This window comes from Acidihalobacter sp., assembly GCF_037381185.1.
In the GTDB taxonomy this organism is placed as follows: domain Bacteria; phylum Pseudomonadota; class Gammaproteobacteria; order DSM-5130; family Acidihalobacteraceae; genus Acidihalobacter_A.
In genome coordinates, this window is the sequence record NZ_JARRQY010000027.1 from 13,100 (window position 1) to 39,037 (window position 25,938).

General features: G+C 63.1%; 24 protein-coding genes, 1 pseudogene and 1 other annotated feature. Of the genes and pseudogenes, 14 read left to right on the forward strand and 11 right to left on the reverse strand.

What is annotated here, in order from left to right:
* Positions 1-196 precede the first annotated feature (196 nt).
* Positions 197-2,023, forward strand: a complete 1,827-nt coding sequence (locus P8014_RS10500) for a sigma 54-interacting transcriptional regulator (RefSeq protein WP_337817275.1) — start codon at positions 197-199, stop codon at positions 2,021-2,023.
* Positions 2,024-2,060: 37 nt separating this feature from the next.
* Here P8014_RS10500 and P8014_RS10505 read toward each other — a convergent pair whose 3' ends face one another.
* From P8014_RS10505 to P8014_RS10520, 4 genes are all read right to left on the reverse strand, one after another.
* The gene (locus P8014_RS10505; RefSeq protein WP_337817276.1) at positions 2,061-2,561 is read right to left on the reverse strand and encodes a MarR family transcriptional regulator; all 501 of its coding nucleotides are present in this window, start codon (positions 2,559-2,561) and stop codon (positions 2,061-2,063) included.
* A gap of 151 nt (positions 2,562-2,712) precedes the next feature.
* Positions 2,713-3,477 carry an SDR family NAD(P)-dependent oxidoreductase gene (locus P8014_RS10510; RefSeq protein ID WP_337817277.1) on the reverse strand — a complete coding sequence of 255 codons (765 nt, stop codon included), beginning with the start codon at positions 3,475-3,477 and terminating at the stop codon, positions 2,713-2,715.
* Positions 3,474-5,351 carry a feruloyl-CoA synthase gene (locus P8014_RS10515; RefSeq protein WP_337817278.1) on the reverse strand — a complete coding sequence of 626 codons (1,878 nt, stop codon included), beginning with the start codon at positions 5,349-5,351 and terminating at the stop codon, positions 3,474-3,476. The genes P8014_RS10510 and P8014_RS10515 overlap by 4 nt, the downstream gene beginning before the upstream one ends.
* Complete coding sequence (locus P8014_RS10520; protein WP_337817279.1) at positions 5,351-6,151, reverse strand: crotonase/enoyl-CoA hydratase family protein; 801 nt, start codon at positions 6,149-6,151, stop codon at positions 5,351-5,353. The genes P8014_RS10515 and P8014_RS10520 overlap by 1 nt, the downstream gene beginning before the upstream one ends.
* Before the next feature lie 199 nt (positions 6,152-6,350).
* Between P8014_RS10520 and P8014_RS10525 the strand changes: the two genes are divergently transcribed.
* Positions 6,351-7,214 (forward strand): amidohydrolase family protein, encoded by an 864-nt coding sequence (locus P8014_RS10525; protein WP_337817280.1) that lies wholly within the window; start codon positions 6,351-6,353, stop codon positions 7,212-7,214.
* A gap of 307 nt (positions 7,215-7,521) precedes the next feature.
* Here the strand turns inward: P8014_RS10525 and P8014_RS10530 are convergent, their stop codons facing one another.
* The 6 genes from P8014_RS10530 to P8014_RS10555 all read right to left on the reverse strand — a co-directional run bounded on the left by P8014_RS10530 (position 7,522) and on the right by P8014_RS10555 (position 12,935).
* Positions 7,522-8,733, reverse strand: coding sequence for a 4-hydroxybenzoate 3-monooxygenase (locus tag P8014_RS10530; protein ID WP_337817281.1), 1,212 nt, complete (start codon positions 8,731-8,733; stop codon positions 7,522-7,524).
* A 66-nt stretch (positions 8,734-8,799) separates the two neighbouring features.
* Positions 8,800-9,795: an aldo/keto reductase gene (locus P8014_RS10535; protein WP_337817282.1), complete on the reverse strand. Its 996-nt coding sequence runs from the start codon at positions 9,793-9,795 to the stop codon at positions 8,800-8,802.
* On the reverse strand, positions 9,795-10,748 hold the full coding sequence (locus P8014_RS10540) for a Gfo/Idh/MocA family oxidoreductase (RefSeq protein WP_337817283.1): 954 nt from the start codon (positions 10,746-10,748) through the stop codon (positions 9,795-9,797). The genes P8014_RS10535 and P8014_RS10540 overlap by 1 nt, the downstream gene beginning before the upstream one ends.
* A gap of 29 nt (positions 10,749-10,777) precedes the next feature.
* Positions 10,778-11,623, reverse strand: coding sequence for a class III extradiol dioxygenase subunit beta (locus tag P8014_RS10545; protein ID WP_337817284.1), 846 nt, complete (start codon positions 11,621-11,623; stop codon positions 10,778-10,780).
* Positions 11,616-12,008 (reverse strand): protocatechuate 4,5-dioxygenase subunit alpha, encoded by a 393-nt coding sequence (gene ligA / locus P8014_RS10550; protein ID WP_337817285.1) that lies wholly within the window; start codon positions 12,006-12,008, stop codon positions 11,616-11,618. Before ligA ends, P8014_RS10545 begins: the two co-directional genes overlap by 8 nt.
* A gap of 30 nt (positions 12,009-12,038) precedes the next feature.
* The gene (locus P8014_RS10555) at positions 12,039-12,935 is read right to left on the reverse strand and encodes a DUF1932 domain-containing protein (protein ID WP_337817286.1); all 897 of its coding nucleotides are present in this window, start codon (positions 12,933-12,935) and stop codon (positions 12,039-12,041) included.
* A 446-nt stretch (positions 12,936-13,381) separates the two neighbouring features.
* Between P8014_RS10555 and P8014_RS10560 the strand changes: the two genes are divergently transcribed.
* The 11 genes from P8014_RS10560 (at position 13,382) to P8014_RS10610 (ending at position 24,915) form a co-directional block, all read left to right on the forward strand.
* Positions 13,382-14,116 (forward strand): PIG-L deacetylase family protein, encoded by a 735-nt coding sequence (locus tag P8014_RS10560; protein WP_337817287.1) that lies wholly within the window; start codon positions 13,382-13,384, stop codon positions 14,114-14,116.
* Positions 14,116-14,787 (forward strand): 4-carboxy-4-hydroxy-2-oxoadipate aldolase/oxaloacetate decarboxylase, encoded by a 672-nt coding sequence (locus P8014_RS10565; protein ID WP_337817288.1) that lies wholly within the window; start codon positions 14,116-14,118, stop codon positions 14,785-14,787. Before P8014_RS10560 ends, P8014_RS10565 begins: the two co-directional genes overlap by 1 nt.
* Complete coding sequence (locus P8014_RS10570) at positions 14,780-15,838, forward strand: 4-oxalomesaconate tautomerase (protein ID WP_337817289.1); 1,059 nt, start codon at positions 14,780-14,782, stop codon at positions 15,836-15,838. Before P8014_RS10565 ends, P8014_RS10570 begins: the two co-directional genes overlap by 8 nt.
* A gap of 25 nt (positions 15,839-15,863) precedes the next feature.
* Complete coding sequence (locus P8014_RS10575; protein WP_337817290.1) at positions 15,864-16,736, forward strand: amidohydrolase family protein; 873 nt, start codon at positions 15,864-15,866, stop codon at positions 16,734-16,736.
* 271 nt (positions 16,737-17,007) lie between these two features.
* The gene (locus tag P8014_RS10580) at positions 17,008-18,099 is read left to right on the forward strand and encodes an aromatic ring-hydroxylating dioxygenase subunit alpha (RefSeq protein WP_337817291.1); all 1,092 of its coding nucleotides are present in this window, start codon (positions 17,008-17,010) and stop codon (positions 18,097-18,099) included.
* 19 nt (positions 18,100-18,118) lie between these two features.
* Positions 18,119-18,847 (forward strand): GntR family transcriptional regulator, encoded by a 729-nt coding sequence (locus P8014_RS10585; RefSeq protein WP_337817292.1) that lies wholly within the window; start codon positions 18,119-18,121, stop codon positions 18,845-18,847.
* 27 nt (positions 18,848-18,874) lie between these two features.
* The gene (locus P8014_RS10590) at positions 18,875-19,885 is read left to right on the forward strand and encodes a PDR/VanB family oxidoreductase (protein ID WP_337817293.1); all 1,011 of its coding nucleotides are present in this window, start codon (positions 18,875-18,877) and stop codon (positions 19,883-19,885) included.
* A gap of 413 nt (positions 19,886-20,298) precedes the next feature.
* Positions 20,299-20,544, forward strand: a complete 246-nt coding sequence (locus tag P8014_RS10595; RefSeq protein WP_337817294.1) for a hypothetical protein — start codon at positions 20,299-20,301, stop codon at positions 20,542-20,544.
* A gap of 192 nt (positions 20,545-20,736) precedes the next feature.
* Positions 20,737-22,068: an MFS transporter gene (locus P8014_RS10600; protein ID WP_337817295.1), complete on the forward strand. Its 1,332-nt coding sequence runs from the start codon at positions 20,737-20,739 to the stop codon at positions 22,066-22,068.
* A 230-nt stretch (positions 22,069-22,298) separates the two neighbouring features.
* A complete protein-coding gene (locus P8014_RS10605) occupies positions 22,299-23,534 on the forward strand; it encodes a LysR family transcriptional regulator (RefSeq protein ID WP_337817296.1) in 1,236 nt (411 codons plus the stop codon).
* Between the two features lie 385 nt (positions 23,535-23,919).
* Entirely contained in the window at positions 23,920-24,915 is a 996-nt protein-coding gene (locus tag P8014_RS10610; RefSeq protein ID WP_337817297.1) for a transporter, read from the forward strand.
* 281 nt (positions 24,916-25,196) lie between these two features.
* Here P8014_RS10610 and P8014_RS10615 read toward each other — a convergent pair whose 3' ends face one another.
* On the reverse strand, positions 25,197-25,355 hold the full coding sequence (locus P8014_RS10615) for a hypothetical protein (protein WP_337817298.1): 159 nt from the start codon (positions 25,353-25,355) through the stop codon (positions 25,197-25,199).
* 10 nt (positions 25,356-25,365) lie between these two features.
* Between P8014_RS10615 and P8014_RS10620 the strand changes: the two are divergent.
* Positions 25,366-25,938 (forward strand): annotated as a pseudogene (locus P8014_RS10620) (IS3 family transposase); the annotation flags it as partial.
* Positions 25,500-25,636 (forward strand) — a sequence feature (AL1L pseudoknot). Its footprint overlaps the pseudogene before it by 137 nt.

Sequence of the window (25,938 nt, forward strand, 5' to 3'; positions counted from 1 at the left end):
AAGCACGTGCCAGATATGCGCCACAGGAGCGCGCCGGGCGGCACGTAATGTCCCCGAGGCTCGTCCGCGCTGAAGGTGCCGGCTCGCTCCGCAGCACCGCCGGAGCTTCAACGCGGACCTGCAACGGGCAATTCACAGGACTACGACTAGACTAAATGGTCAAATCGACGATTCCACCTGCCCGGCAATCAACCATATGGACAATACGCACGATCTCGACGAACTGCTCCCCCGCATTTCCCTGGCGGAAGTCTCACGCGCCAACGGCGCTATGCTGCGGCGTGCCGACAGCGAACATTTCAGCGGTGACGGCGCTCCCACTCTCACCGACCTGACCGAATGCGTATTCTTCTCGCCCGGCGACGGCCGCATCTGGCTCAACGACCAGCGCATGCAACTCGTCCACAGCTCGTCGCTGGGCCAGCTGCGCCGCGAGCTGGTCGAAACGCTGGGTATCGAGCGCGCCCGCGGCCTGCTCACCCGCACCGGCTACGTCTCCGGCGCGCGCGATGCCCAGCTCGTTCGTGAACGCTGGCCGGAAAGCGACATCGCCTCGGTGTTCATGGCCGGCACGCGGCTGCATACCCTCGAAGGCGTCGCCCGCGTCGAACCCGTGCAGTTCGATTTCGACATCGACCGCGGCTACTACTCCGGCGAATTCCTCTGGCATCACTGCAGCGAAGACGACGAGCACATCGCCGCCTACGGCGTGGGCACCGAACCGGCCTGCTGGATGGAGCTTGGCTACGCGATGGGCTACGTCACCACGCTGTTCGGCCGCCTCGTGGTGTTCCGCGAAGTCGAATGCCGCGCCACCGGCGCGAGCGTGTGCCGCGTGGTGGGAAAGAATGCGGAAGCCTGGGGCGACGTCAGCGAAGACATCCGCTATCTGCAGGCGCAGGACTTTGCCGGACTCGGCGCCGCCACGCACGAGGCGTCCGCCGCACAACCCGAGCCGGCCTACGCCACATCCGAGAGCCCCGCCGAGATCGACCCGCACGACGTGATCGGCGCCTCGGCCGGCTTCAACTCCGCCTGCCACCAGCTCCACCGCGTCGCGCCGACACAGGCTACGGTGCTGTTCACCGGGGAATCCGGTGTCGGCAAGGAAGCCTTCGCGCGCATGCTGCATCGCATCAGCCCCCGCTCTGGCCAGCCGTTCATCGCCGTCAACTGCGCGGCCATTCCCGAAACGCTGGCCGAAGCCGAGCTGTTCGGCGTAGAGCGCGGCGCCTTCACCGGCGCCTCGGCCTCGCGCCCCGGACGCTTCGAACGCGCCGATGGCGGCGTCCTGTTCCTCGATGAGATCGCCAGCCTCAGCCTGGTCACCCAGGGCAAGCTGCTGCGCGCGTTGCAGGAAGGCGAGATCGAACGCGTCGGCGGAACCCGCACCCTCGATGTCGACGTGCGCGTCATCGCTGCCAGCAACGTCGATCTGCGCGACGAGGTGGACGCCGGCCGCTTCCGCGAGGACCTGTATTTCCGCCTCAACGTCTACCCCATCCATCTCCCGCCGCTGCGCGAGCGGCGCGACGATATTCCCCTGCTGATGAACCACTTCCTGCACTTGGCGAAACGCCGCCACACGCGCGCGCCGACGGGCTTCACCTCGCGGGCCACCCGCGCGCTGCTCAACTACCGCTTCCCCGGCAACATCCGCGAACTGCAGAATCTGATCGAGCGCGGCGTGATCGCCGCCGAGGACGGCGCGGCCATAGACGTGCCGCACATGTTCCGCAGCGAGCAATTGGACGAGCACCTGCTGCTGGCCGTGGGCAGCGGCGGCGGCCTGGATTCGGTAGCGACTCCGGACGCAGAGAACGCCCCCTTGCTGGAACAGATCAGGCGCAGCCAGCCTGCCCCGCAGGAGGGCATCTCCCTCGACGCCGTGGAATACCGGCTGCTGGAGGAAGCGGTGAGCCTCAGCGGAGGCAATCTGGCCGCTGCCGCACGATTGCTGGGCATTACACGCCGGCAACTGGACTACAGGCTGAAAGCCGCGCGGCGCCGACTCACCGAATGAGCGCGGATGGAGACCGTCCGCTCCGACATGAACGAAGCTATGCGCGCCGGTGCTTGGCCACTTTGAACAGCAACTCGAACAGCATGGCCTGTTCCGCGGCGCTCAAGTGGCGCAGCAGCTCCTGCTCCATGCTCAGGGATACCTCGTGGGCACGCTGCGCCAGCGTTTCCCCGTCCTCCGTCAGGCGCACGAATTGCGAACGCCGGTCACCGGCGTTGCGCTCGCGCGCGACCAGCCCCCGTGCCGCCAGACGATCGAGCAGCACCGTCATGCCGGGCGCGGTGACGACCAGCGCCTGCGCCAGCTGCTTCTGGGTCACATCTCGGTTATGGGCCAGCAGCAGCAAAATGGTGAACTCGACGGGCCGCAGGCCCAGCGGCTTGCCGATACTGCGCGCAAAGATCTTGCTCGTCGGGATCTCGGCCTGCGCCAGCTGGTAACCCAGCACGTGTTGCAGGCAGGACTGGTCGAGCCCGGCGAACGCTGCCGACGGCCTGGCCTTGGCTCTTGCCGCGGCTGAAGTCTTTTCTTCGGACATACTCCCCCGATATCGTGTGACACAGGCGAACTGGTACATTGCGCGCCGCTCGCTCATTCAATCAGCGCGTCCCTGTTGATCCGGCAGCCAAATAGTTGCCGGATCAACAAAGGTAACGCCTGCGCCCTGCCCTCACAATTTCGCCGCAACCTTAGCGTGGCGGCATCCTCAGCGCGCCGTCGAGGCGAATGACCTCGCCGTTGAGCGCGGCGTTCTCGACGATGTGCGCGGCCAGGACCGCGAATTCCTCGGGCTTGCCCAGACGCTTGGGAAAAGGAATCGAAGCCGCCAGCGAATCCTGCACCTCGGTCGGCAGTTCCGCCAGCAAAGGCGTCAGGAACAGGCCCGGCGCAATGGTACACACCCGCACGCCATGCTGCGCCAGGTCGCGGGCCAGCGGCAGGGTCAGCGACACCAGTCCGCCCTTGGATGCCGCATAGGCCTCCTGCCCCACCTGGCCATCATAGGCGGCCACCGACGCGGTATTCACCATCACCCCGCGCTCGCCGTCTTCCAGCGGCTCGAGCGCGGCCATCGCCGCCGCCGCGAGGCGGATCACGTTGAACGTGCCGACCAGGTTGACCTCGACCACGCGCCGGAAGTCCTCCAGAGGCATCGGCGAGCCGTCGCGGCCGACGACACGCCGTGCGCCGCCGATCCCGGCGACGTTCATCAACACGCGCACCGGGCCCAGTTCCTCGCGCACCCGCTCGAGCGTCCGCTCGACCGCTGCCGCATCCGTGATGTCGCAGGCGCATCCGAGGCCGCCGATCTCTGCGGCCTGTGCCTCGGCCGCCTCGGCGTTGACGTCCAGCACCGCGACGCGCGCACCGCGCGCCGCGAGTTCCCAGGCGGTAGCCGCCCCCAGGCCCGAGCCGCCGCCGGTGACGACCGCCGTCTGTCCCTGAATGTTCATCCCGCCTCCCGTGAAGTCGCCCGCGATTCGCCGCGCGGCAGCAGCACGCCCGCATCACCATAGGGATCGGCGTACATCGACTCGATCAACGCCGCCCGGTGCTTGAGCACCGCGCGCTGGTTGAGCGAGCCCTTGTCGGTGATCTCGCCGAGATCGATCGAGGGCGGCTCGCGCATCACCAGCGCACGGGCGACCCGGTTGGCGCTGCCGGTTCCCTCGCGCCACAGGAGATCGACCAGCTCCTGAAAGAACGCGCGCACCGCCTCATGCCCCAGAGCCTCGGCGGCGGGGGCATCCTCCGCCAAGCCGGCCAGCGCACGGCAGGCATCAAGGCGCGGGAACAGCAGCACACCGATATCGTCGCGGTCGGGCGCGGTGATCACCGCATCCTGCACGTTGGGCGCGCCCGCCTCGATAATGCGCGCGCGCAGCACGCCGACATTGACGAACGTGCCGCTGGACAGTTTGAAGTCCTCGGCAATACGTCCGTCGAAGCGCAATCCCTTCTGCGTGTCGTCCGGATCGATGAAGCAGACGGCATCGCCGGTGCAGTAGTAGCCCTCTTCGTCGAAGGCCTGCGCGGTATTCTCCGGCGAGCGCCAGTAACCGGGCATCACGTTCGGTCCGCGAAAACGCACTTCAAGCTTGCCGTCGACCGGCGCCAGTTTCGCCTCGACGCCGGGCACCGGCAGGCCGATGTGACCCGATTCCACGTCAGGCCCGACGGCGAACATCGACGAAGGCGAGGTTTCGGTCATGCCCAGGCCGGTGAACACCGGAATGCGCTGGCCGAGCGTCCGCTGTCCCAACTGATCGAGCTGGTCCCACACCGCCTGCGGCATACCGGCCCCGGCGAAGAAGAAGGCCTTCACCCGCGAGAACAGACGGTTGCGCAGCACGTCGTCGCGCTCCATGGCCGCGGCAATCTCCTCGAAGCCCTTGGGCACGTTGAAATACACCGTCGGGGCGATCTCGCGCAGATTGCGCAGCGTCTCGCAGATGCCCTGCGGCGTCGGCTTGCCGTCGTCAATATACAGCGTGCCGCCGTTGTAGAGCACGATGCCGACATTGTGATTGCCGCCGAAGGTGTGGTTCCAGGGCAGCCAGTCGACCAGCACCGGCGGTTCCTCGGTCAGGAAGCGCAGCGACTGGCTGATCATCTGCAGATTCGCACACAGCATGCGGTGCGTGTTGATCACACCCTTGGGCATCCTGGTGGAGCCGGAGGTGAACAGGAACTTGGCGATGGTGTCCGGGCCGATGTTTTCATGCACATGGTCCAGAGAGACCGGCTCTGCATCGAGCAGCGAGGCAAACGATGTGCTGGGGCGGGAATCCAGCTCGCCCTCATTGAGCACCACTTCCACGTCTGTCTCGACCACGGCCTCGATCGCCGGCGCAAAAGCCGGCCCGGAGGCATACACCAGCCCCGGCGTGAGCGTATCCAGAATGAAACCCAACTTGGCGTAATCCTTTGACAGCAGCGCATAGGCCGGAGAAATCGGCGTATAGGGCACGCCGGCGTACATCGCGCCGATCGCCATCGTCAGGTGCTCGAGGCTGTTCTCCGCCAGGACCGCTACCGGCCGCTCGGCATCGAGGCCCCGTACGCGCAGCCCGGCGGCAATCCGTCTGGCCCGGTCGAGCATCTGCGCATAGCTGATTTCCACCCACTCTCCGCACTTGTCGCGGCGGGCGACGAAGGTCCGGTCCGGTGTGGCCTCGGCCCAGTGTTCGAGAACGTCCGTGAGCCGTTCGGGATACTCACCCAAAGACTCCGTGGAACGCAGCACGAAGCTCCCGTCAGGGTGGCGCTCGACGCTTGCCTCGACGCAGCCGCCGACGGCGCAATCACGAACCGCCGGGCGCGCCATCACTCTTCCCTCCGCACTTTCTCCGCACGGCCTTCCAGGAAGTCGCGCATGCGCGACTTGGCGGCATCGTCGCCCTGCGCGATCGCCGCCATCAACGCTTCCACGAAAAGTCCGTCGTCCTGCGACATGCGCGCGATACGCGGCAGGGCGTGCATGACGGCGTAGTTGGACAGCGGCGCGTTGGTGGCGATGCGGCGGGCAAGCTCGAAGGCCTTTTCCAAGCCTGCGCCGTCGGCCACGCGGTAGTTGGAAATACCGACCTGCTGGCCTTCGTCGGCGCCCAGCACACGGCCGGTCAGCATCATGTCGGTCATGCGCGAATAGCCGATCAGCTGGGGAATACGCACCGAACCGCTGCCGCCCACGAACAACCCGCGCGCGCCCTCCGGCAGGCCGTAGAAGGTGCTGTCCTCGGCCACCCGCAGGTGCGTCGAGGCGGCCAGCTCCAGGCCGCCTCCGACCACGGCACCGTGCAGCACGCTGATCACCGGCGCCCGGCCGAACTGCACCTGATCAAAGGCGGAATGCCAGCCACGGGAATGCAGGATGCCCTCGGCCACGCTGCGCTCTTCCAGCGAAGACAGGTCCAGTCCGGCACAGAAGTGCTCGCCCTCGCCGCTGAGGATGATCGCGCGCGTATCCTCGGGCAAGCCGACGCAGGCGGTATGCAGCTGCGTCATCAGGGCATCGTTGACGGCATTGCGCTTCTCCGGCCGGTTCAGGCTCAGATGGGCAATGCCCGGCTCCGGGAACTCGACGCGCAGCAAGTCGCGCCCACCGGCAAGTTTGGGATTCGTCATGATCTCTACTCTCCTCCGATAATTCTCTTGTCGCATGTTCGGTTTGAATACCGACTGGCCAACAGTATAGTTATCGTTATTAACTATTTTTCAAGATCAAACCAATAAAAAAATACTCAATACAAAGAATCAATAAGGTAATTCTTTTGTTCTACTATTAACATAAGTAATCAAACAGATCGCCAAGAAGGACGACCACATGAATGTAGACTCACTGCTCGCCATCGACATCCACACGCACGCCGAAGTCTCGTGCTGGAACCCCGTCGACCACTATGGCGAGGAATACGACCGCGCCGCCGACAAGTACTTCCGCTCCGACCGGCGGCCGACCATCGAGGAGACCATCGCCTACTACCGCGAGCAGAAGATCGGCCTGGTCATGTTCACCGTCGATTCCGAAGCACAGCTCGGGCGCCGACGCATTCCTAACGAGGAGATCGCCGAAGCCGCACAGAAGAACTCCGACATGATGATCGCCTTCGCCTCCATCGATCCGCACAAAGGCAAGATGGGCGCACGCGAGGCGCGGCGCCTGATCGAGGAACACGGCATCAAGGGCTTCAAGTTCCACCCTACCGTGCAGGGCTTCCACCCCTACGACCGCATGGCCTGGCCGCTGTACGAAGTGATCGCGGAACACGGCATGCCGGCCATATTCCACAGCGGGCACTCAGGCATCGGCAGCGGCATGCCGGGCGGCGGCGGCCTGCGCCTCGAGTACTCCAACCCGATGCATCTGGACGATGTCGCCATCGCATTTCCGGACATGAAGATCATCATCGCGCATCCGTCCTGGCCCTGGCAGGACGAAGCCCTGTCGCTGGCCATGCACAAGCCCAACGTATGGATCGATCTGTCCGGCTGGAGTCCGAAGTACTTCCCGCCGCAGCTGGTGCGCTACGCGAACACGCTGCTCAAGGAGCGCATGCTGTTCGGTTCGGACTACCCGCTGATCACACCCGAACGCTGGATGAAGGATTTTCGCGAGGCAGGGTTTCGTGAGGAGGTTCAGCCGTTGATTTTGAAGGAGAATGCGGTGCGTCTGCTGGGGTTGGGTTGAGCTTTGGCGACATACGGGGGCCGTTCTGTTGCTGTCGGCGGACTGACCTTGTACGCCTTCATTTAGAGCCACGATCCTTTGCCAACGTAGATCAAGCGCCTATTCTCCTGATCGCCAACCTCTGGGACTGGTTTCGGGCGCGATTTGATGCTTGGGGATTCGCTTGATCGAGGTGACGCGCCCGAAACCAACCACCAAAACCAGTAATGAGGTCGACTTTACCCACGCGAGAGCAAAAACTGTTTTGGTCGATTCGCGCACGCTCCAATGCGAACCCGCGCGAACAACCAACGCGTTGCCCGCGCCCTCAATGCAGACTCGCCGTATCCGGCGGCACCCCCACATAACACTCGGCGAGATAGCGCAAACCGGCCTCGGAGTGCACCAGAGAGTCCAGATCCGCAACGTGGATGCGGCGTTCGAAAGCCGAATCCTCCAGATTGTGGTGCAACGTGGTCGACATGTACCAGGAGAAGCGCTGCGCCCACCAGATGCGCCCCAACGCCGCCTCCGAATAGCGGCCCAATACCTCCTGGTGCCCGGCATTGACAGCAGCGTCCAGGGCCTGCGCCAGATACACCGCGTCGCCCACCGCGAGGTTCAAACCCTTGGCTCCCGTCGGCGGCACGATGTGGGCGGCGTCGCCCGCCAGGAACAGGCGGCCGTACTGCATGGGCTCGCAGACGAAGCTACGCATGGCGACGATGTTCTTCTGGAAGATCGGCCCCTCGATCAGATCGAAACCTTCCTTTGTTTCCAGGCGCTTGTGCAGCTCCGCCCAGATGCGGTCGTCCGACCACTGTTCCAGTTCGTCCTGCGGGTCGCACTGCACGTACAGCCGCTGCACCTCGTCGCTGCGCGTGCTGAGCAGCGCGAAACCGCTTTCGTGGTTGGCGTAGACCAGTTCGTGATAGGACGGCGGCGCCTCGGCCAGGATCCCCAGCCAGGCGTAGGGGTAAGTCTTGGAGTACTCGGTCAGCGCCGCGCCCGGAATCGCCCGTCGGCTGGGGCCGTGAAAACCGTCGCAGCCGGCGATGTAGTCGCAGCGGATTTCGCACGGCATGTCCGTGGCCGTGTCGCGGTAGGTAATGCGCGGATGATCGGTGTCGATGTCCTGTAGCGCCGTATCCGCAACGCCGAACACGATTTCACCGCCCTGCCCCAGGCGCGTGGCCAGCAGGTCGCGGAGCACTTCGTGCTGCGGGTAGACGGTGACCGCCTTGCCGTCCGTCAGTTGCTGGGCGTCGACGTGATGGCTCTCATGGTTGAAGCGCAGGGTAAAGCCGCTGTGGAAATGCCCCTCGCGCAGCATGCGGTCGCCGACGCCCAGCTCCTGCATGAGATCCACCACCCATTGCTCCAGCACCCCGGCGCGAATCGTCCCCTCGATGGTCTCGCGGCTGCGGTTGTCGATGATGATCGAATCGATGCCGTGCCGCGCGAGCAGCAGCGATAGAAACAATCCCGCAGGCCCTGCACCAATGATGCCGACCTGCGTTTTCTTGACCTGTGCGTTCATGCCGACACTCCTCCTGATATCTTGTAATCGTCGCGTGGAAACCCGAAATGTCCGACCCAACCCGCCTCAAACGGCGAATTCCTCGCTGTCGATTTCCCGCTGTGTATTGGCGTTGTAGCGCGCGCCGTGCACCGTTTCCTGATTGATGAGTTCATCCATCGCGGCAAGCGTTGCGGCGTCGAGCCGCACGGCGTCGGCCCCCGCGTTCTCCGCCAGATGTTCAGGGCTCGTGGTACCCGGAATCGGGATCACGTCATCGCCCCGGGCGAGCACCCAGGCCAGCGCGAGCTGCGCCATGCTGCACCCGGCGGCCTGCGCCAGCTCGGCGAAGCCGCCGAGCAATTCCCGGTTGGCCGCATAGTTGTCCGGCTCGAAACGCGGCATGTTGCGGCGTATGTCCTTGGCCTCGAAGGCCGGTTCGGCAGGCAGCGTGCCGGCCAGGAAACCGCGTCCCAGGGGGCTGAAGGCGACCAGGGTCACGCCCAGCGCGCGGCAGACCTCGATCACCTTGATCTCGGGGTTACGCGTCCACAGCGAGTATTCGTTCTGCAGCGCCGTGATCGGGTGCACCGCATGCGCCTTGCGCAGGGTCTCGGCAGAAACCTCGGACAAGCCGATGGTGCGTACCTTACCCTCCGCCACCAGATCGGACAGCGCACCGACGCTGTCCTCGATCGGCACCCTCCTGTCCCAGCGATGCAGGTAGTAGAGATCGATCGCCTCGGTACGCAACCGGCGCAAGCTGTCCTCGCAAGTCTTCCTGAGCACCTCGGGACGGCCGTTGATCTCGCGCACGCCCTCGGCGTTACGGAACATGCCGCACTTGCTCGCCAGCACGAACTCGTCGCGCCGCGCGGCCAGCGTCTCGCCCACCAGCGTCTCGTTGGCGCCGAAACCGTACAGCGCGGCAGTGTCGAACAGCGTGTAGCCGAGATCCAGCGCCTGCAGCAGCAGCCTGGCGCCGTCCTCGGGCGCCGGCGGCGTGCCGTAGGCGTGCGACAGATTCATGCAGCCCAGTCCGACCGCGGAGACCTCGAACGGCCCCAGGCTCCGGCTGCGCATCAGGCGTTGCCCTCCAGACATTGCTCGATGCGGTCGAGCGTGCGCATGGCGTTCAAGGCCTGTGCCGCACTGGCGTTGGGCTCGCGGCCCTCCTCAATGGCAGCGATGAATTCGCGGTCCTGCAGCTCGATACCGTTGCTGGACACCGCCACGCCGCTCAGATCGATGGGCTTTTCGTAGCCGTCCACCAGATCGTCGTAGCGCGCGATATAGGTGCCGTTGTCACAGATGTAGCGGAAGAAGGTACCCAGCGGCCCGTTGTTGTTGAACGACAGCGACAGCGTGCAGATCGCGCCGGACGGCACCTTCATGCAGATGCTCATGTCCATGGCGATGCCCAGCTCGGGATGCTTCGGCCCCTGCAGCGCATAGACCTCGGAGACGAGTTCGCCGGTCTGGTACTGAAACAGGTCGACGGTATGGCAGGCGTGGTGCCACAGCAGGTGATCGGTCCAGCTGCGCGGCTTGCCCAGCGCGTTCAGGTTGCTGCGGCGGAAGAAGTAGGTCTGCACGTCCATCTGCTGGATGTTCAGCTCGCCCGCGGCGATGCGCTTATGCACCCATTGGTGGCTGGGATTGAAACGGCGCGTATGGCCCGCCATGGCCACCAGCCCCGTCTCCTGCTGCACCTTCACCACCGCCTCGGCGTCGGCCAGGCTGTCCGCCATGGGGATCTCCACCATGACGTGCTTGCCCGCACGCATGCTCTGGATCGCCTGCTCGGCGTGCATCTGCGTGGGCGTGGCCAGGACCACGCCGTCCACATCGGGACGGGCCAGGCTCTCGGCCAGATCGACCGCCCAGTGCCCGATGCCGCGCTCGTCGGCCACCGCCCTGGTGGAATCCGGATCATGCCCTACCACGGACGTCACCTCGACGCCTTCGATCGCAGCGAGCGCATCCAAATGCTTGGTTCCGAACGCGCCCGCGGCTCCAGCGACACAAATCCTCATCAATGAGACCTCTCGATTAACGATGGTTTTCAGTCGGAAACGTTTTCCAGTACCAGGTGGCCGACCGCGGTATTGGACGCCGGCACGTGATAATGGCGGTTGATCACCTCGACGTCGCGCTCCAGCGCGCCGCGCATGACCAGCCACATGACCAGCTCGATGCCCTCGGAGCCCGCTTCCCGCAGGTAGTCCAGGTGCGCAATGCGCGACGCCGCCTCCGGCTCAGCGATCAGTTCATCCAGAAAGCGGTTGTCGAACTCCGGATTGATCAGGCCGGCGCGCTCCGCCTGGAGCTGGTGCGACATGCCGCCGGTGCCGAACACGACCACGCGCAGGTCCTTGTCGAAGGACTCGACCGCCTTGCGAATGGCCTTGCCCAGGTTGTAGCAGCGGTTGCCGGTCGGCGGCGGATACTGCACGACGTTGACGCACAGCGGAATCACCGGACACGGCCATTCCTCGGGCTGGCCGAACAGCAGCGACAGCGGCACCGTCAGCCCGTGGTCGACCTCCATCTTGTTGACGATGGTGAGGTCGAATTCATCCAGGATCACGGACTGCGCGATGTGCCAGGCAAGCTCCGGGTGCCCTTTGACGACCGGCACCGGGCGCGGCCCCCAACCTTCATCCGCAGGCTGAAACTCGTCCGCGCAACCGAGGGCGAAGGTGGGAATCACCTCCAGCGAAAAGGCCGTGGCGTGATCGTTGTACACCACGATGGCCACATCCGGCTTGAGTTCCTCGATCCATTCCCTGGACTTCTGGTAGCCGGCGAACACCGGCTTCCAGTACGGCTCCTCGGTCTTGCCCTGATCCATCGCCACGCCGATCGCGGGCACGTGCGAGGTCGCCACTCCAGCGATTACCTTAGCCATGATTTTTCCACTCCGCCTTGCTGCGGTTGCCTTCGATGGAGCGGCCTCCCGTCACCATCATCTCCCGGTAGGCGTCGCGTCCCATATGGGTCATGATCGAGGCGAGATCCTGGAAGGTCAGTCCATCCGTCGCGGCGAGCTTCGAGGTGTAGTAGATATTGCCTCCGAGGCGCAGCATCTCGTTCCACTCGCGCTGGAGCACCGCCGTGCGCTGCTCCGGCGTCATCGGGAATCGATCCAGATAGGCCGCTTCGTCCGCCTTGAAGGCCTCGCGGTTCGCCGCATCCCGCAGCGACATGCAGAACATGTTCAGGTGATAGCCCTGGCGGGACCGCTGCGCATCGAAGACATACGTTCCGGGTATGTCCTCATAAGGTTCTTCCACGCTCGTCACTCTGCTTCTCCTCCTGCTCTGTTATTTTTCACGCAGCCGCTGCAGCACCGCTTCGGCGCGCTGCCGGTAGTCGCCCGGCTCGGCACGTATGCCCAGCTCACCGACCCGCTGTTGCCATTCGACCGTCGCGCGCACCATGTCGCTGCTCAGGCCCAGATCGTCCACCGTCCGCACCACTTCGCGCATCTCCGCGGCGCGCCGGATACCGTGCGTGGTCATCCGCTCCAGCATGTAGGCCGAGCGCTCCTTCCAGCCGAAGCCTGGATAGCTCGCCTCCAGCGAATCCAGAACCCGTTGGTCGACACCCGCCGCGCAAGCGGCCAGCACACCCTCGGCGACCAAGGCTTCCAGGCCCTTGACGAACACGCTGCGGATCATCTTCACCGACGAAGCCGCACCGACATCGCCGGGAACGACTTCGGCGACCATGCCCAGCTCGGTCAGGCGCTGTCTGGCCGGCTCTGCGTGCGGACCGCTCAACAGCAGCGGCGTCCTGTGCAGTGCCGGGTGCACCGGCGCCATCACCGCAACGTCGACGTAGCGCGCACCGGCCAGTTCGATCAGCTTCGCCGAACGCCGCTTCGTGCCGGGCGCACAGGAATTGCAGTCCAGATACAGCGTGTCGCGCGCGATGCCGCCCGCGGCAGTTTCGGCTGCGGCAAACGCCTGGTCCGAGGTCACCAGGGAGAATACGAGACTGCGATCCGCCAGCGCCTCGGCCGGCGTGTCGCAGCCGGCGACCTCCCAGCGTGCATAGTCCGCGCGCTTCGCCGCACGAAGCTCCGAATCCCCGGCATCCGTCTTGATGTCATAAGCCGTGAGGCGGCCCGGCCGCTGCGCGCCCCAACCTTCGACGAAAGCCGAAGCGGCCTCGCCGAAACCGATGAACCCGAGATAGTCCTCTGCCGCTGCAACCATGGAAATCCTGTCCTAGTATCGACCACGTAAGGTATTCCTAAGAAGTAGCATTCATTCAGCAGCGCGAAAAATTGAATACCCTCCAAGGCTATTCAATTTCCAAATAGACAGGTGGGAAGCGGCAGCACAGAAGACCCATCATCAATAGGCAAAATCACTCTAGGCGGCCTTGAGCACCGATGCTCCAGCGCGTCGAACAGGCCCTGCCGAACCCCGAAAACATGCATACAGGACGGAGAGGAAAGCGCACGGCATTGTGCCATTTCCGGCGTCTTCTCATCCTTTTTCGGCAGCCTGAACGGATTCCAAAATGGCGATAGAAAATATCTTCAATAGCAATTTCTTATAAGAAAACCAGGAGATTGAAATGCAGATGCGAGGACCGCGATAGATACTTCAATAGTGCATGGAAAGCGATTCAACATCAGGACTTCGGAGGTCACCACATGACGAACAAGAGTACGGCGCTCGTCATCAGCGCACACGCCGCTGATTTCGTCTGGCGCGCGGGCGGCGCCATCGCACTGCATCAACAAAAGGGCTACGAAGTCACCATCGCGTGTCTTTCCTATGGCGAACGCGGCGAATCCGCCAAGCTCTGGAAACAGGGCGGTTACACGCTGGAGCAGGTCAAGGCCGAGCGCCGCAAGGAAGCCGAAGCGGCCGCGCAGGCCCTGGACGCGCACGACATCCAGTTCTTCGATCTGGGAGACTACCCCCTCGAGATGGATCGCGATGCCAAGTTCCGCCTAGCCGACCTCATCCGCAAAGTACAGCCGAAGTTCATGATGAGCCATTCGCTGTACGACCCCTACAACACGGATCACTCCTATGCCACCAAGATGGCGATGGAATGCCGCATGATCGCCCAAGCCTGGGGCCACAACCCCGGAGAGAAAGTGCTGGGTGCGCCGCAACTGTATCTGTTCGAGCCCCACCAGACGGAACAGATGGGCTGGAAGCCCGACGTGTTCCTCGACATCACCGACGTATGGGATAAGAAGCGCGCGGCAATCGAATGCATGCAGGGTCAGGAGCATCTCTGGCACTACTACACCAACCAGGCCGAGAACCGGGCCAACCATTTCCGGCGCAACTCCGGCGGCCAGGCCGGCGGACGCAACGCCAAGTACGCCGAGGGCTTCCAGTCGATCTATCCGCGCACCGTGGACGAGCTGTGATGAACGTCGTCGTGCAGCACATCGAGCGGGCCGACCCGCAGGTCATCGCCGGGCTGGGCGAATGCGGCGTGGCGACGGTTCACGAGGCGCAGGGACGCAAGGGCCTGCTGGCCTCCTACATGCGCCCGATCTACTCCGGTGCTCGGCTCGCCGCTTCCGCGGTGACGATCTCCGCCCCGCCGGCCGACAACTGGATGGTGCACGTCGCCATCGAACAGGTGCAGGCCGGTGACATTCTGGTGCTGGCGCCGACCTCGCCCTCCGACGCCGGCTACTTCGGCGACCTGCTCGCCACATCCATGCAGGCTCGCGGCGGCGTCGGGCTGGTCATCGACGGCGGCGTGCGCGACATCCGCGATCTCACCGAGATGGGCTTTCCCGTCTGGTCCAAGGCAGTCTTCGCACAGGGCACGGTGAAGGAGACCCTGGGCTCGGTCAACGTGCCGGTGGTCTGCGCAAGCGCGCTGGTCAATCCCGGCGACGTGATCGTCGCCGACGACGACGGCGTGTGCGTGGTGCGCCGCGAAGAGGCGGCCGAGGTGCTGGACAAGGCGCGCGCACGCGTCGCCAAGGAAGAGAAAAAGCGCGCCCGGCTGGCGGCCGGCGAACTGGGCCTCGACATCTACGACATGCGCGGACGCCTGGCCGAGAAAGGACTCAAGTATGTCTGAGGCGGTGCGCTGCATGTGGATGCGCGGCGGCACCTCCAAGGGCGGATACTTTCTCGCCGACGAGCTGCCAGCCGACACCGCGCGCCGCGACGCCTTCCTGCTGGAGATCATGGGGTCCCCCGACCCGCGCCAGATCGACGGCATGGGCGGCGCGGATCCGCTGACCTCCAAGGTGGCCGTGGTCAGTCCCTCGGCGCGCGAAGGCGTCGATGTCGAATACCTGTTCCTGCAGGTGTTCGTCGATCAGGCCATCGTCACCGATGTTCAGAACTGCGGCAACATCCTTGCCGGAGTCGGCCCCTTCGCCATCGAGCGTGGGCTGGTGCCCGCCGAGGACGGCGAAACCGCCGTCACCATCTACATGGTGAACACGGGGCAGACCGCCGTGGCACGCATCAGGACCCCGGGTGGCAAGGTCGCCTACGCCGGAGATGCGCGCATCGACGGCGTACCCGGCACGGCCAGCCCGGTCTACGTCACCTTCAAGGACACGGCCGGCTCCAGCTGCGGCGCGCTGCTGCCGACCGGCAACGCGGTCGACGTGATCGACGGCGTCGAAGTCACCTGCATCGACAACGGCATGCCCACGGTGGTCATGCGCGCCACCGACCTCGGTATCCGCGGCGACGAAAGCCGCGAGGCGCTGGAGGCCGACACGGCGCTCAAGAGTCGCCTGGAGTCCATCCGCCTGCAGGCCGGCCCGCTGATGAACCTGGGCGACGTACGCGAAAAGTCGGTGCCGAAGATGAGCATGGTCAGCGCACCACGCAGCGGCGGCGCCGTGTCCACCCGCACCTTCATTCCCCACCGCTGCCACGCCTCCATCGGCGTGCTCGGCGCGGTGAGCGTAGCCACCGCCTGCCTGCTGCCGGATTCGCCGGCCGCCGAAGCTGCCAAAGTGCCGCTCGGCAGCGCCAAGGAAATGCGCATCGAACAGCCCAGCGGCGAGACCACGGTGCTGCTCGAACTCGACGGCGCCGGCGCAGTGAACAGCGCCGCGCTGCTGCGCACCGCGCGCAAGCTCTTCGACGGCACGGTCTTCGGCCGCTGACGTCCCCGTTCCAAGGAACCCACAGATGGACCCAGACTACCTTCCGTTCCACCCCAATCCGTCGAAACCGAGTTACGTGCCGCCACCCGGCGCCGTCGATGCGCACTGTCACGTCTTCGGCCCCGGCGACGCGTTCCCCTACGCCCCGGAACGCAAGTACACACCGTGCGACGCGCCCAAGGAACGGCTGTTCGCGCTGCGCGACTTCCTCGGGTTCGAGCGCAACGTGATCGTGCAGGCCTCCTGTCACGGCCGCGACAACCGCGCCCTCGTCGACGCCCTGCAAAGCGCGGGCGACAAGGCTCGCGGCGTGGCCGTGGTCGGCCCGGACATCCAGCTCGACGAGCTGCGCGCCATGCACGAGGCCGGCGTACGCGCGGTGCGCTTCAACTTCGTCAAACGGCTGGTCGACGCGACGCCGAAGGAGGTGTTCCTCGACATCGCCGAAAAGATCGCCAGCCTCGGCTGGCATATCGTGGTCTATTTCGAAGCGCAGGACCTGGAAGAGCTGACGCCCTTTCTGAAGCAGCTGCCGACCCCCATCGTGGTCGACCACATGGGACGCCCCGACATCGCCAAGGGCGTCCAGCACCCGGATTTCCAGCGATTCGTCCGCCTGCTGGAAGAGAACGCCAACATCTGGACCAAGGTGAGCTGCCCCGAACGCCTGAGCCTGTCCGGACCACCCGGATACGACGACGTCGTCCCCTTCTCGCGCCACCTCGTCGAACGCTTCCCCGACCGGGCTCTATGGGGCACCGACTGGCCTCACCCCAACATGAAATCGCATATGCCGGACGACGGCGGTCTGGTCGACGTCATCCCCCGCATCGCCCCTGACGCCGCCAGCCAGCAGCGCCTGCTCGTCGACAATCCCCTGCGCCTCTACTGGTCCTGAATACCTCCTGGGTGCGTCCGTCTCCGGGCGCACCCCCGCTCGCGCCTCGCCCGACACCGGCCTCTGCGCCCCGCTTGCCCTCCCCGGGCATGACGTGGTTTTCCCCCATCCATATCAAAACCCAATAGCTGCCGACGAAGAATATCTTTGACGGTCTCCCGCACAGGGCCTATCTGTATACAAAAGCCCGCCGGCAAGACACGGACGGGCAAATACGAGAAAGCGGAAGCGCCTGTCGCGCACCTGACGCCGCCACTACGAGGAGAAGGCCATGAACACCACATCATTCCCCCAGAATGCCTGGTACGCCGCTGCCTGGGACCACGAAATCAAGCACGAAATCAGCAAAAGAACCCTGTGCAACAAGGAGTTGGTGCTCTATCGTCGCACTGATGGCGACGTCGTCGCGCTGGAGGACGCCTGCTGGCACCGCCTGTTGCCGCTGTCGATGGGCAAGCTCAACGGCGACAATCTCGTGTGCGGCTACCACGGCCTGGAATTCGACGGCAACGGCCGCTGTGTATACATGCCCTCGCAGGAGACGGTGAACCCCTCGGCCTGCGTCCGCTCCTTCCCGGCTGTCGAACGCCACCGGCTGGTATGGGTCTGGCCGGGCAACCCGGCGCTGGCCGACCCAGACCTTATTCCCGACTTCCACTGGAACGACGATCCGGCCTGGGCCGGCGAAGGCGGCACGTTCTACAGCCTCAAGTGCAACTACCAGCTCGTGATCGACAATCTCATGGACCTCACTCACGAGACCTACGTGCACGCCGGCAGCATCGGGCACGAAGCCATCACCCGCGTCCCCTTCGAAGTCGGCCACACCGACCGCGAGGTGACCATCACCCGCTGGATGAAGGACATCGACGCGCCGCCGTTCTGGGCACGGCAACTGGGCCGCGAGGGTCTCGTGGACCGCTGGCACATCATCCACTTCCAGGCTCCGTCAACCGTCGCCGGCGACGTCGGCGTCGCCGTTGCCGGCACCGGCGCACCGGAAGGCGACCGCTCGCAAGGCGTCAGCGGCTTCTTCCTCGCTGCGATCACGCCGGAAACCGAGAGCAGCTGTCACTACTTCTGGAACTTCGTGCGCGACCACCACCTCGACGACCAGCGCTGGACCACGGAGCTGCATCTGGCGCACGTCAACGACGGCAACGGTGTCTACGAACAGGACGTGGACGTGCTTGAAGCGCAGCAAAAGGCGATCGAACGGCACGCGCGCACCCCCTTCTACAACCTGAACATCGACGCCGCAGCCCTATGGGCGCGCCGACTCATCGAACGCATGGTGGACGCGGAACGCGAGGAACAGCCTGCGGTCGAGGAGAAGCCGGTGCGCCTGGTCTCGCGCAGCTGATCCGGCGCCGGGCAAGACCATGCAGCAAAGTCTGAAAGCGGTGCTGCGGCTCCGGGAGCTGATCCTGGAGGCGCGGCTGGCCCCGGGCGAACGACTGTCCGAACCCGTTCTGGTGGAACGCCTCGGGGTCTCGCGCACGCCTATCAGAAGCGCCCTGGCCAAGCTGGAGCACGAGGGGTTGGTGGAATCGCTGCCCAGCGGCGGCTACCGCGTCGCGGTGATTCGCGAGCAGGACGCATACGACGCGATCGAGCTGCGCGGCACGGTCGAGGGCCTGGCCGCTCGCATGGCGGCGGAAGCCTCGCCGAACGACGCGGCCCTCGACGAACTACGTGACTGCCTCGCGACGCTGGACCGGGTCGTCCGGCGCAAGCAGCTCGACATCGACGACTTCCAGCGCTACATGGCCGCCAACGAGCGCTTTCACGCCGTGATCGCCGGCCTGGCGGGAAGCGATGTGCTGAACCGCTCGCTGGAACGCATCGTCGCCCTGCCCTTCGCCTCCGCCAGCGCGTTCCTCATGGCCCAGGCCGGCCTGCCCGAATCCCATGAAATCCTCTTCATCGCGCAGCATCAGCACCGCTGCCTGATCGATGCCATCGCCGCCGGCGAAGGGACGCGCGCCGAAGAGATCGCCCGCGAGCACGCCCGCATAGCCAAACAGAATCTTCGGGTCGTTCTGGACAATCGCAAGGCGATGGCCAGCGTACCGGAACTCAGACTCATCCAACGCGCCGCAGAGCGCTGAACACCATCACCAAGGAGGAAACAGACAATGGCCGTACAGGAATCCTGGTCACCCGCCCTGCTGCACGCCATCCATGACGTCGCCGACGACGTGCGACTGTTCGAATTCGTGCCCGAGGACGGGGCGCTGCCCTATCGTGTCGGCAGCCATCTGGACGTCCAGGTCATGGTCGACGGCAAGCCAGAGGTGCGCTCCTTCTCGCTGGTCGGCGACGGTTCTGCCAGCACCACCTATCGCATCGCCGTAAAGAACCGGGCCGATGGCCATGGCGGTTCCAGATATCTGTGGTCGCTCGAACCGGGGGCGCGCCTGCAGACCTCGGCTCCAAAAGACATGTTCGCGCTCGCCTACGGCTCGCCCGAATACCTGCTGATCGCCGGCGGCATCGGCATCACCCCGCTGTTCGGCATGGCGCTCGCCCTGGCGCGCAAGGGCTCGCGCCTGCGCCTGCTGTACGCCGCACGCCAGGCTTCACAACTGGCCTTCGAGGATGAACTGCGCGCAAGCCTGGGCGATCGTCTGCAGATCTTCGTCGGCGAACGGGGCGAACGCATCGATCCTGCACATGAGATCGAAGGCCTGGCAGACGACGCCGAACTCTACATCTGCGGCCCGCTATCGCTGCGGGAGGACTTCCAGCGAGCCTGGGCTGCGGCCGGCCGCGACGCCTCGCGGCTGCGCTTCGAAACCTTCGCCAGCAGCGGCCGCCATCCCGCGGAAGAGTTCGAGGTCGAAGTGGCGAACCACGATCTGCGTCTCACCGTGGCGGCGGACCAATCGCTGCTGCAAGCCTTGATCGACAACGGCGTCGACGACGTACTCTACGACTGCGAACACGGCGAATGCGGCCTGTGCAGCGTGAAAGTCCTGCAATGCGACGGCGAAATAGATCACCGCGACGTCTTCTATAGCGAACGTCAGCATCAGGAACTAGGCGGGCAGCGTATATGCACCTGCGTATCGAGAGTCGTCAACGGTTCGCTCGTCATCGACACCTCTCAGCAGCTCGTGGACACCGGGCATTTCGCCGAAGGCTGATTCAACCCGGCATCCCCATCGCTCGGATGCGCAGTGGCCGCTCTCCCACCGCGCCTCCGAGCCCCCCCTCGCCCGCATTCCAGCTATCCAAGCAACGCTCAAACGCCATCCGTCACATACCGTCCTATAGCAAATACTTATGATAAATTGAAAGATTTGGAATAGCTTTCCTCCCCCCTCAATGAATACTTTGAGAGTGACAATTCATTGAATACGCCCCTCAAATACGTTGCCAAACATAGGCAAGACTCGTTTTGAAGAGCTAAACGATCGATAGTCATCTGAGGAGCGCCCCTATGAACAGTGCCCTCCAGACCAATCGCTATAGATTCAAAGAAAACGCACCTAAAACTACAAAATGAATGGCCGGGCGGCCTTGCCGGAAATGCCCGACCGTTCGCAGGAGGAGAGGGATGAGCATGCAGAACAGTGCATGGAATTTCGGCCGTGGCCGATCGAACGTCTTCCCGCAGAAGGGATTGAGCGAACTGCGAGGATTCACCCCTTCCGTGATGCGCATCATCTCGCCCGTCACCGGCATCGCTACCCCATTGCCCCGGCACGTACTGGCTCAAGGCCATGCCGGAACAAAACCGACGAGGACTTGCCAGCAGGCCTTGCACGCTGAAGAGTGGCATCGCATCGCCGCCCGCAGTTGATGGCCGACGGTGATGGCCGCCGTCTGACCGATCGGCTCAGAAGCTCCTCATTGAAACGCTCGCCTGCCCACGTTTACGAGCGCTTCGCACAGCCGACGCAGCAGCCCGATAGCGACACCACCGTCCGGCGGACCGTCACCACCCCAAGCGCATGCCGACCCTGTCCATAGCCCTTTGATCCCAGGAGAAAGAGTGCACTCATCCGCGAACACAACGACCGGCGAATTGGCGACGAATGACGGCAAGGCACTATCCGCTGTCGCCTTCTCCTGTTTCGGATGGGCATTCGACCTGTTCGATCTATTCATCCTGCTCTACGTAGCCCCGGTTCTGGCAAAGGTATTCTTTCCTTCCACGTCACCGATGCTCTCTCTGACCGGCGTATATGCGGCATTCACCGCTACGCTGCTGATGCGTCCGGTCGGCGCGATCATCTTCGGGCCGTACGCCGACAGGCGCGGGCGGCGCAAAGCGATGATCATCGCAGCGATCGGCGTAGGCCTGGCGACCGCCGCAATGGGAGCCCTGCCCACGATCGAACAAATCGGAATAGCAGCGCCGCTACTGTTCATCGCCTTGCGCCTGACTCAGGGCATCTTCATGGGCGGCATGGTCGCATCGACCCACACCATCGGCACCGAATCCATCTCTCCAAGGTGGCGAGGACTGACCTCCGGCATCATTACAGGCGGCGGTTCCGGCCTGGGGAAATTGCTCGCATCCGCGATATTCCTGCTCACTTCATGGTGTTTCCCCGGCGCCGCGTTTGAAGCTTGGGGCTGGCGTTTCATGTTTTTTTCGGGGCTTCTGAGTTCGGCCCTCGGCTTGCTGATCTTCCTCAAGCTACATGAATCCCCCATGTGGGAAGGCCAACGCCTGCTCGACGAAACTCAAAAGCGCTCCTCGGCACCCTCGGCCCCATTGAAGACGCTTCTCCGAGGCGGCTTTCTCGGCACCGTAGCGGCCAGCGTAGTACTCACTTTCGCCGGCGGGGGCATGTCGTATCTGACTTCCGGCTATCTCCCGGTCTTTCTGCGAATCGTCAACGGAATACCGCGAACCACAGTAGCCTCGATCCTGCTGCTCTCCGCTCTGTCCGTCATCATCTCATCGGTCCTGGCCGGCCTGCTGACCGACCTGATCGGGCGCAAGAAGGCCATCGTCATCTACGGCGTCTGCAGCACGCTGATCCTGCCGTCGATGTACCTGGTGCTGGGCCACGTCAGCAGCATTTTGGTTGCAGCAGCCATCACAATAGTCCTCAGCGGCGTAGGCACCTTCTGCTATGCGCCATTGCTCATAATTCTGAACGAGCGCTTTCCAACCCGGCTCAGATCAACCGGAACTTCCGTTTCGTGGAACGTGGGGTTTTCAGCAGGCGGCGCGCTGCCGGTGCTGGTTTCATTTCTTTCCAAACAAGCCTTGGATCTGCCCAGCATATTGGCTGTGACCACCTGCCTAATCGGCCTGATTTACCTGATAACAGCCAGCCTCTCTCAGGAAACCGGAGGCGAAATGAATTAAAGAGACACACGCTCACAACGGACAGATTGAATGAGTCGGCGACACATGCCAGGCGGACTGACAATGGGACGAACATTCAGCAATCCTTAGAAATAGCGTAAACCAGGATTTATTCTGCGCTTTCCTAGAGTCACCCAAGGAAATACCCATATGAAAATGCGGCAAAGGATGCAAGTCACCGCATAATATTTTGCCATGTGCATTCAACTTTACGCCACGGGTATATATCGATGAACAGAGAAGCGCCGACATTCAACTTCCGTCACCTTAGAGCTTTTCGGGAGGTAGCCAACACGAAAAGCGTCAGTCTGGCGTCGCAGCGCGTATACCTCTCCCAACCGGCCATCACTCAGGCGATAGCCAAGCTCGAACGCACACTCGGCACCGCGCTTTTCGACCGGCACAGCGACGGCATGTTCACGACCCAGGCGGGCTCCCTCTTTCTCGATCGCGTCAATCGGGCCCTCGATCACCTGCGCACCGGGTCGAACGAAGCTGCCCGTCTCGGACTCAAGAAGAACTCTCGCCGGCAAGGTAACTTCGACCAGCTTCTGACCACCACTCAACTGCGTGCATTGGTCGCCGTATCGGTGGCGAAAAACTTCAGTCTAGCCGCCCGCACCGTCGGCATATCCCAGCCTTCTCTGCATCGAGCGGCGCGCGACCTGGAACGTCTGCTGGAGATCACACTGTTCGAGAAAACGAGCCAGGGCATCGATCTCACGCGCGCCGGAACCCTCCTCGCGCAATACGCCAAACTCACTTTCGCCGAACTGCAGCAGGGGTTTTCCGAGGTCGCAGAACTGCAGGGACTCGATACCGGACAAATCGTCGTCGGTACGATGCCACTCGCTCGCAGCTACATTCTTCCATGCGCCATCAACGAACTCACCCGACTGCGTCCCGAGGTCCGTATCAATGTGGTCGATGGCCCGTATGTCGACCTCCTCCATGGGCTACGCCATGGTGAAATCGATATGCTCATAGGTGCGCTTCGCCTGCCTCTCCCGGTTGACGACATCACCCAGGAACCGCTGTTCGATGACCCTCTGGTAGTGGTGGCAAGAGTCGACCATCCCCTGAGCAGCCGTAAGAACATCCCCCTGTCGGAAATCGCCGGCTACCCCTGGGCGGTTCCGCGAAAAGGCGCGCCCACACGCGAATATTTCGAAACGATGCTAGCGAGCATCGATGCTCCTCTCCCCACAGGTCTGATCGAATCCAGCTCCCTGATCCTGATTCGTGGGCTGCTGTTGGAGAGCGAACGACTGACTCTGATCTCCGAGCATCAGATCCGACACGAAAAGCACATGGGACTGGCCCCGTTGTCCATCGACATGCAGGACATGAAGCGCCCGATAGGCATGACCTTCAGGCGCAACTGGAGACCGACCGCAACACAGGAAACCTTCATTCAATATCTGCGCGAATCGTGCCGCGGAGAACATAATCTCCCGACCATCTAGAAACCTCCTGCGCTATCCAAAAATTGAATTGGATTCAATTCCAATTCAATTTTATTCAACAATAAAAGACTGCTAATTATATCAATAAATCGGCACATTCATGTCGAGAATATCGAGCTGCATGGCCGATTTAATAAATCAAAGTCCTGCGGAACACCTACCACATATACCACGGTATAACGACGCTAATCGTACAGTTTCGAAACCATTCGAATACTGAATTCAACGCGTGGACAGTAGACCTTGAGCATAGAAGCCTCGGCGGAGGAACGGAGCGACACCAATAAAAACATTACGCATTGCGCGGAAAAAGGCGATCTTCGACAGACGCCATAACCATCATATGAAGCGGTTGAAAAAAACCGACGCGGGAGGAGAATTTTATATGTATAGGATTGTGCAGAAAACGCTGACCGCCCTGTTCATTTTCATCGGACTTGGGAGCGTACAGGCCATGGCTGCCGGCAACCAGGAACCCAACGGCATCAACCTGGGCGGTACCAGTTTCTTCGATGGGTTCGGTGCAACCAAACCCGGCTGGAGCTACCTTGGCTACTACCAGTACGCCAACTCCACGCATATCACGGACAACAGCGGAGGCAACAGCCCAGAGTTCAAGAGCCCTCGCATCAGCGATCTGCTGATCATTAACCAATTCGCGTACACCACCCCCTATACCCTGCTCAACGGCCAAGGTCATGTCGGCTTCACCGTGCTGATACCGTATCTGTTCTTCAACAGTAGCTTTGATGCCTCCAGCCCGATCAAATTGACCGACAACGGCAACGGCTTCGGCGACACCACCTGGGGCGTCTATTTGCAGATGAATCCGGCATTCAGCGGTCATCGCCCGGTGTTCTCTCAGCGTTTCGAGGTGGACGTCATCGCGCCGACCGGCAAGTACAGTTCCGACAAGGACATCAACCCCGGCGCCCATTTCTGGTCCTTCAATCCGTATTGGGCGATGACCTGGCTGCCGACGTCCAAGCTGGAGATCAGCGCACGCTTCAACTATCTGTACAACTTCGCCAACAACGATCCTAGCGGCGTTCCTCCAACCATCAACAAGGCGCAGGCGGGCCAGGCTGGTTGGGTCAATTTCGCCACCTCCTACGCCGTTACCCACAACGTCAACGTCGGCATCAACGGCTACTACTTCAAGCAGTTCACCAAGGACAAGTTCACCTACAACAATGGCACGACCACTGACGGTGCCTCGTTCGGCGATACCGGCAAGTCCTCGCTGTTCGCCATCGGCCCCGGCGTGTTCTGGAAAATCAACAAGCACAACATTCTGATGGTCAACGCCTACTTCCAGACCATGGCCCGCAACCGCGGACGCGGCGAAGTCCTCAACGTGCACTGGATCCATCCTTTCTGAGCTAAGCACGAGCATGCGTACGGCAGCGCAGATCGAGCAGCACGTCGTTTTCAGCGCGGGTACGCTGAAGGAGCTGCCACCATGCCTTTTACACACACCGGCATCGCCACCACCGCGGACCGCAGTTCTGCGGTGGTGGCGACTATCTATGGCAAGTGCAATGGGCTGTTCGTCTATTCGGCAGGATAGACCGCAGACATGACGGACTCACACCCTGAACCATGCACGGCACCCAAACAATCCGGCGCCAAGCGACAATCAGGACATACCCTCGCTGAATCTCATTTCTGTCGTGCGTTGCGGAGTTTGAGATAGAACAGGAACAATCCCATTACGATGAGTCCGCAGCACAGTACGGCCAACCCGATATAGACTGCCTTGACCAGCTGCGGCGTCAGCTCCCAGAACTCGACGTAGAACCAACTGCTGAGTAACCTCATCCCCTTGCTGGAATGGGTCAAACGTGTAGAGATCGATGCTGGGGCGCGCCCGGGCACGACCACCGCCGAAGCCCAGCGCATCAAGGAGCTGGAGCGCGAGAACAAGGAGTTGCGCCGGGCCAACGAGATTCTGCGCACGGCCAGCGCTTTTTTCGCCCAGGCGGAGCTCGACCGCAAGCTCAAGTCGTAAGCCGCTACGCGTACATCGATCAACATCGCGACGCCTTTGGGGTCGAGCCGATCTGCCGTCACGATCAGCAACCCCGCGGCACCGTGCCCCCTGGATCGGGTCAACCGCCAGTTCACGGCCGAGCGTCCCAACCAGCTATGGGTCTCCGACTTCACCTACGTCTCGACTTGGCAGGGCTGGGTGTATGTCGCCTTCGTCATCGACGTGTTTGCCCGCCACATCGTCGGCTGGCGCGTCAGTCGTACCATGACCACCGACTTCGTGCTCGATGCGCTGGAGCAGGCCCTGTACGCCCGTCAGCCCGAGCGCGACCACGCCCTGATCCATCACAGCGACCGCGGATCGCAATATGTGAGCATTCGCTACAGTGAACGCCTAGCCGAGGCGGGTATC